Origin of the sequence: Streptomyces sp. NPDC002265 (genome assembly GCF_040296125.1) — a bacterium.
GTDB lineage: Bacteria > Actinomycetota > Actinomycetes > Streptomycetales > Streptomycetaceae > Streptomyces.
In genome coordinates this window covers 20,679-27,740 of record NZ_JBEOWS010000093.1, presented here as the reverse complement: position 1 = coordinate 27,740, position 7,062 = coordinate 20,679, and the positions used below count along the sequence as shown (strand labels likewise).

Here is a 7,062-nt window from a genome sequence, read left to right as displayed (position 1 = left end):
TTCAGGAGGGGGAGGAAGTCAACGGCTCTCCCTGGCGAGTTGTTCGAGACGGTCCGCCGCCGCGGGGGCGCCCCCGGCGGCGCGGAAGGCCGTACCGATCCGCTCGGCGGCGGCACGGTGCCCGGGGTCGTGCAGTACGGAGTCGAGCGCGGCGCCCAGCCGGGCGGCGGTCACCCGCCCGAACCTGACCCGGACGCCCGCTCCCGCGTCCACCACCTGCCCGGCCACCACCGGCTGGTCGTCGCGGATGGGCGCCACCACGAGCGGGACCCCGTGCCACAGCGCCTCGCACACGGTGTTGTGACCGGCGTGGCAGACCACGGCGTCCACCCTTTCGAGCAGGGCGAGTTGGGGCACGGAGGGCAGCACCAGCAGATCCTTGTCCTGGCTGCTCCCGGCTGCGCCGGCGTCCGCGCCCAGGGTGCCCGCCGGGTCGACGACGACCGCCTGGACCCGGTCGGCCCGTTCGCGCAGGGCCTCCCGGCAGACGGCGAGGAAACGCCCGCCGGCGTCCGTGTTCGCGGTGCCCAGGGTCACCAGCACCGTGGCCCGTCCGGGGTCGAGCCACTCCCAGGGGAAGGCGGAGAGCCGCTCCGCCCGGGCCGTGACCGACGGGCCGACCCAGTGGACCGGGCCGCCCCGCGCGGCCGCCGACGGACCGGCGAACTCCGCCGTGCTGAACGCCAGCACCAGATATGGCGAGAATCGCGGATCGGTGTCGCAGGCCGGGTCCCCGACGGACGCGCGCAGCTCCGCCAGGCGCTCCGCCAGCCACCGGCCGACCTTCGGCAGCCCCGCCAGCGGGTCGGCGAACTCGGCCGAGGTGGTCGCCGAGGTGGCCCACGGCAGCCCCGCCCGCTCGGCGACCAGCGCACCCGCGAACGCCTGCTGGTCGGCGACGACCACGTCCGGACGGAACGCCCCGACCGCCGCCCGCACCCCCGGCGCCATCGCCTCGGCCAGCGGCAGCAGGTACCACTCCCACAGGAACCTCAGCGCCTCCGGGCCCCGCAGACCGGGCGGCCGCCGCGCCTCGCCCACCCCCGGGACCGGCCCGGCGCACGGGAACACCGGGGCCCGGTCACCCGCGAGGCGCCCCACCAGTGCGGGGTCGGCGCAGGCCCACGCCACCCGGTGACCGCGCGCGAGCAGCCGGTCGGCGACCCCGACGGCCGGGTTGATGTGCCCGACCAACGGCGGTACCACGAAAAGAAATCCGCTCACCGCGCACCGAGCCACGGCCGCGGGGCCGCCAAGGCCCCCCGGATCAGCGCCAGGACGTGGCCGCCCACGGTCCCGGCCGCCTCCACCAGTACCGAGTGCTCGTGCCCGGGTATCACCACCGTCCGGCAGTCCGGCATCAACGACCGCAGCCAGGGCGCGAGTTCGGCGAGGTCGGAGTCACCCCCGTAGACACCGAGCACCGGACAGCGCACCGCGCCGATCCGCTCCTCCGTCAGGACCCGGCTCGCCGGGATGTCCTTGCCGAGCGTGGTGTCCCGGGCGAGCCGCGCCGCACCCCGGGCCAGCCGCGCCGTGTTGTGGCCCCGATTGGCGGTGATCCAGGCCAGCGCGTCGCGCTCGTTGTGCGCCAGCTCGGTCATCACCCGGTCGAGGATCCCGCCGAGCTTCGACGCCCAGGCGGCGGTGGCCGGTTCCGACTCGATCAGGGACACGCTGGCCACCCGTCCGGGATACCGGGCCGCGTAGCCGAAGGCGATCGTGCCGCCGTAGGAGTTGCCGACCAGGTGCACGGGACCGGTCACCTCCAGCCGGTCCAGCAGCGCCCCGAGGTCGTCGATGCTCCGGTCCAGCGTGTAGCCGTCGGGCGGCCGTTCGCTGCGGCCGTGACCCCGCAGGTCGTACATGACGACGTCGAGACCGGCCGCCGCGAACGCGGGGGCCACGGTGAAGTAGTAGCTGGCCAGGCTGTCGGTGAGCAGACCGTGGACCAGCACTGCGGTGCCGGTGACCGGACGGCCGTCGCGCGGGCCGATGCGCTGTACGTGCAACCGGAGTCCGCCGATGTCGACCATCGCCATGCGTCAGCTCGCCCCCGCCGCCTTCAGGCTGCTCACCACGTACTCCACGAGCCGCCCGACGGTGAGCTCGATGATCTCGTCGAACTCCATCCCGGCCAGGAACTCGGCGAAGTTGACCTGTCCGCCGTAGCGCTCCTCCAGCAGTCCCGACAGGGTCACCAGGTCGATGCTCTCCAGCTCCAGGTCGCGGTTGAAGGTGGTCGCCATGCCGATCTCGACGTCGTCCAGGCCGTACTCGTCCTCGACGAGCCGGGCGAGCAGTCCGGCGATGTCGGCGAGGACCAGGTCCGCGTCGGCGGGGTGGGGGGTGGTGTTCATCGGACGTAGTCCTCCTCATGGGGGATTCCGGTCGGACCGATCGGTCCCGTGGTCCAGGCCACGGCATAGGCCCGCTCGGTCAGTCCGGGCGGGTTCGCGGCCGGCGCGCACCGCACCGCGTACGCGCGTTCCAGGCGCCCCGAGACGGTCAGCTCGTCTCCGGCCGGCGACGCCTCCAGCACGACGAAGTCCCTTGGCCGGCCGCCGAATCCGGTGCCCTCCGCCTTGGCGACCGCCTCCTTCGCGGCCCAGAACCGGGTGAACCACAGGGCCTCGGAGTCGCCGGTGGCCGCACACAGCCCGTGCAGCAGCCGCAGCTCGTCCGCGCCGAGCACGCTCGCCATCGCCTGCGGGTCGCGGTCGGTGACCTCCTCGATGTCGATGCCCGGCCCGGGAGCGGGCGTGTGCGGCCGTACGATCGCCACGCCCGCCTCCGCGCGATGGGCCAGCGAGACGTCCAGCGGGGGCAGTTCGCGGCCGTGGACCCCGGTGACGTACGGGCGGCCCACGTCGTCGTTGTGCACCCGCAGCTCCGCCGGGAACACCGGGCCCTCGCCGTGGTCCCACAGCCACTGCCGTACGGCGTCCTTGACCGCGATCCGGCCCAGCAGCCACTGCCGGCGGCCGCGCGGGGCATGCTTGGCGTACTCCGAACGTTCCTCCCCGCCGAGCGAGTTGCGCATGATCAGCTCGCGCGAGGCCAGGTCCGGCCATCGTTCGTGCACCAGCGACCAGCCCCCCGGGCGGGCCTCGGACAGGGTGTTGCGCTCCGGGAAGCGCTCCACCGGCCGGGTGTGCGGATCGTTGTCGAACCGGCGGTCCTGCCAGCCGCGCAGCTCCGCCCACACCGCACCGGCCACCGTCAGCTGTACGTCGGCCTCCAGCAGGGTGTCGGTGAGCGAGGTGATCCGCACCAGACACGCCACCCGCGTCCCGGGGGCCGGATGCGGGCCGTGGAAGCGCATCTCCCGCATCCCGACCGGGAACACGACCGTCCGTTCGGTGCGGGTCGCCATGATCCAGTAGCCGAGGAGCTGGCCGACGTTGTCCAGCAGGGCGCCGGGCGCGGCCGGGGCGGTGATGATTCCGCGGATGTGCCGCTCGCCGAGCGCGGAGAGTTCGGTCACCCCCTGGAACGCCGGGCCGTGGAACATCCAGCGTTCGCCGTACAGTTGGGCCGCCGTGTGGCCGGGCGGGCGCTCGCCCGCGGGGTCGGTCCGCCACCGGTCGGGCGGCGGGGCGGGATAACCCGTGGCGAGCTCCACGGTGGCGCGGGCCCGGGGGCCGAAGGACAGGGCGAGCCGGTCCGGTGCCACCGGTTCGGCGGTGACCTGGACGTCGACGGCGGGGGTGGCCGTGAGCCACTCCTCGAACCGGGCGCCGTGCACCGCGACCGGCACCCTGCCCGGTGCCGCCTGCCCGGCCGCGTCCATCAGGTGCTGCACGATCGTGGTCGCCGGCACCACCGGCCAGCGGTCGGCCACGTCGGGCCAGCCGGCCCGCTGGGGGAAGAAGCAGTGGTCCAGCAGGTACGGCATGGTCTCCGGCGAGACGCGGACGACCGACGTCCGTGCGCCGGTGCCCGCCGCCGGGGGAGCCCCGCCCGGGGACCGCGTCCGCGTCCCGGTGACGGGCATCGGGGCCGGGACGGCGGCGGGGACGGGCCCGGATCGCGGGGCGGAGGCGGGGGCCGGGGGAGGGGGCGGGCCGGCCGGTCCGGGGCGGGGGGCGGCCCGCGCGGTGATCAGTGCGGCCGCCGTGTCCGCGGTGTCGCGCAGCAGGGCGTCCAGCTCGGCCGCGGCGGGGAACCGGTCGGTGAGCGTGCCCAGCACGGACCGGGTGGCCGCGCCGGGGGCCGCGGGAGTCGCCCGTAACTCGGCGCGCAGGCGCGTCAGTTCCGGGCCGTCGAGCGAGATCAGCGCCCCGCCGAGGTCGAGCCGCACGGCCGGCCGCGACGACAGCGGGCCGACGCCGGTGCCCGTACGGGTCCCGGTTCCGACGGCGGACCCCGGTCCGGCTCCGGCGGTGGTGCCCGGCCCGGTCCCGGTCGGCAGGGCGGGGGCCACGGCCGCCCCCGCCGTCCACAGCGCCGCCGCCACCCGGCGCAACTGGGCGAGGCCCGTGCGGTGCGGGGAGTTGGCGGCCACGGCCAGATGGTCGCGGCCGGCCAGGGTGTCGCCCACGAGCGACCCGAGCTGCCCGGGCCCCACCTGGACGAACGTGCGGTGCCCCGCCGCGTACAGGGCCTCGGTCAACTGCCGGAAGCGTACGGGCTCCAGCAGATGCCGGACGAACAGCTCACGCACCTCCGTCTCCCGCTCGGGGAACGGCGCCGCGGTCGTCCCCGACCACACCGGGACCGTCGCCGGATGCAGCCGGAAGCGCTGCGCCGCCTGTCTGATCGGCCCGAGGTACGGCGCCAGCATCGGCGTGTGGAAGCCGGACCGGAACGGCAGCACCCGGCCGAGCACACCGCGCGCCCGGAACGACCGTACGAACGCCTCGACCGCCGCGTCCGGTCCGCACACCATCGACTGGCCCGGCGCGTTGTCGTGGGAGAGCACCAGACCGGCGCCCGCCCACTCCTGCTCCAGGGCGGCCAGCACCCGCTGCGCGGGGGCGCCGACGGCGCCGAAGGCCAGGCCCGGCACCGTCACCGAGTCCGCGTCGAAGTCGGCCATGAAGGCGTCGACCTCGTCCCCGGAGTACAGCCCGGACACCGTCATCGCGGTCCACTCGCCGATGCTGTGCCCCGCGACCGCGTCCGGCACGACGCCCGTGCGGCGCAGGGCGGCGTCGAGCAGGCGCCCTACGGCGACCACGCCGAGGCCGTGCCGGCCCACGTCGGCGACGCCGTCGCCGCCGGGCGTCGCACCGGGCAGCCCGAAGTGCGCGGCCACGTCGTCGACGCGCGGGGTGAACTCGCCCTCCAGGCCGGGGAAGACGAAGGCGAGTCTGCCGTGGCCGGGGCCGAGCAGCGGGCCGGGCCGGAACCAGACGTCGCCCCGGCCGTGCCAGGGGCGGCCCCGGCCGACCGCCCGGCGGGCCACGGCCAGCCGCTTCGCGGTCGGGTCGACGACGGCGAGCCGGGCCCGGCCCGCGGCGGGATGCGGCAGCGCGGGGTCTAGGCCGGCCGCGCGTACCGAGTCGTCGGCGGTGTCCAGGAGGGCGGCGAGCGGCTCGGGTCCGTCGGCGGCGAGCAGCAGGACCCGCTCGGGTTCGGCGACCCGCACGACCGCGCGCCCGGCCTTCGGTACGACCGCGCGCCCGGCCTTGGGGGCGTGCGCCGTCGCGCCGGGCGCCGGTTCCTCCTCCAGCACCACGTGCGCGTTGATCCCGCCGAAGCCGAAGGCGTTCACGGCGGCCCGCCGCGGCGGCCGGCCGGGCGAGGTCTCCCAGGGGACGGCCTTCTCCAGCGTACGGAAGCGGGTCGCGGCCAGCGCCGGATGCGGGTCCTCGCAGTGCAGGGTCGGCAGCAGCGTCGCGTGGTGCACCGCGAGGGCGGCCTTGACCAGCCCGGCCACCCCGGCGGCGGGCATGGTGTGCCCGATCATCGACTTCACCGAGCCGAGCACCGCGCGCTCCGCCCCGGATCCCTCGGGCGGACCGAACACCGCGCCGAGCGTGGCCAGTTCGGCCCGGTCGCCGGCCGGGGTCGCGGTGCCGTGCGCCTCCAGCAGCCCGACCGAGCCGGGCGCGGCCGGGTCGAGTCCGGCGGCCAGCCACGCCTGCCGCACGGCGCTCGCCTGACCGCCGGGATCGGGGTTGACCAGACCCCCGGTCCGGCCGTCGCTCGCCACCCCGGTGCCCCGGATCACCGCGTAGACGCGGTCGCCGTCGCGCCGGGCGTCGGCCAGCCGCTTCAGTACGACGACGCCGGTGCCCTCGCCGACGAGGATGCCGTCGGCGTCCCGGTGGAAGGGGCGGATGCGCTCGCTGGGGGAGAGGGCGCGCAGCTGGGAGAAGACGCTCCACAGCGTGATGTCGTGGCAGTGGTGGACGCCTCCGGCGAGCATCAGGTCGCAGCGGCCCGAGGCGAGCTCGCCCACCGCCTGGTCGACCGCGACCAGCGAGGAGGCGCAGGCGGCGTCCACGGTGTAGGCCGGGCCGCGCAGGTCGAGCCGGTTGGCCACCCGCGAGGCTGCCAGGTTGGGCACCAGACCGATCGCCGACTCCGGGCTGTCCGGCCCGAGTCGGTCGGTGAAAGCCGCCCGCACAAGCCGAAGTTGATCATCCGTCAGGTCGGGGAGCAGTTCGCCGAGGGTGCGTACCAGCTGTCCGGCCGTGCGCACCCGCTGGTCGAGCCGGACCAGTCCGGGGGTGAGATAGCCGCCCCGGCCGAGGACGACACCGACCCGCCGCCGGTCGGGCAGCCGGTCCGTGCCGCCCGCGTCCGCGAGGGCGGCGGCGGCCACGTGCAGCGCGATGAGCTGGTCGGGCTCGGTGCCGGCCACCGAGTTCGGCATGATCCCGAACCGGGTCACCTCCACCTCGGCCAGTGCGTCCACGAACCCGCCCCGGCGGCAGTACACCTGGTCGGCGACGGCCGGTGCGGACGCGGTGCCGGGACGGTAGTAGTCGACGTCCCACCGGTCCCGCGGCACCTCGCCGATCGCGTCCACGCCGTCCCGCAGGTTGCGCCAGTACGCGTCCAGGTCCGGGGCGCCGGGCAGCAGTACCGACATGCCGACGATGGCGACCG

The 7,062-nt window shown here is 75.9% G+C and carries 4 protein-coding genes; all 4 read right to left on the bottom strand.

Going from position 1 to position 7,062, the window contains the following annotated elements:
* Nucleotides 1-18 precede the first annotated feature (18 nt).
* The 4 genes from ABT085_RS18370 to ABT085_RS18355 are packed head-to-tail and all read right to left on the bottom strand — an operon-like array spanning nucleotide 19 to nucleotide 7,045.
* Nucleotides 19-1,224 (bottom strand): glycosyltransferase, encoded by a 1,206-nt coding sequence (locus ABT085_RS18370; RefSeq protein WP_351608427.1) that lies wholly within the window; start codon nucleotides 1,222-1,224, stop codon nucleotides 19-21.
* Complete coding sequence (locus ABT085_RS18365; protein WP_351608424.1) at nucleotides 1,221-2,042, bottom strand: alpha/beta fold hydrolase; 822 nt, start codon at nucleotides 2,040-2,042, stop codon at nucleotides 1,221-1,223. Before ABT085_RS18365 ends, ABT085_RS18370 begins: the two co-directional genes overlap by 4 nt.
* Nucleotides 2,043-2,045: 3 nt before the next feature.
* The gene (locus ABT085_RS18360; protein ID WP_351608421.1) at nucleotides 2,046-2,360 is read right to left on the bottom strand and encodes an acyl carrier protein; all 315 of its coding nucleotides are present in this window, start codon (nucleotides 2,358-2,360) and stop codon (nucleotides 2,046-2,048) included.
* Nucleotides 2,357-7,045, bottom strand: a complete 4,689-nt coding sequence (locus ABT085_RS18355; protein ID WP_502982750.1) for a type I polyketide synthase — start codon at nucleotides 7,043-7,045, stop codon at nucleotides 2,357-2,359. The genes ABT085_RS18360 and ABT085_RS18355 overlap by 4 nt, the downstream gene beginning before the upstream one ends.
* Between the last annotated feature and the right edge of the window lie 17 nt (nucleotides 7,046-7,062).

Coding starts and splice junctions, on each gene's coding strand:
- ABT085_RS18365 (WP_351608424.1), bottom strand. CDS start 2,042: ATGGCGATGGTCGACATCGGCGGACTCCGGTTGCACGTACAGCGCATC.
- ABT085_RS18360 (WP_351608421.1), bottom strand. CDS start 2,360: ATGAACACCACCCCCCACCCCGCCGACGCGGACCTGGTCCTCGCCGAC.
- ABT085_RS18355 (WP_502982750.1), bottom strand. CDS start 7,045: ATGTCGGTACTGCTGCCCGGCGCCCCGGACCTGGACGCGTACTGGCGC.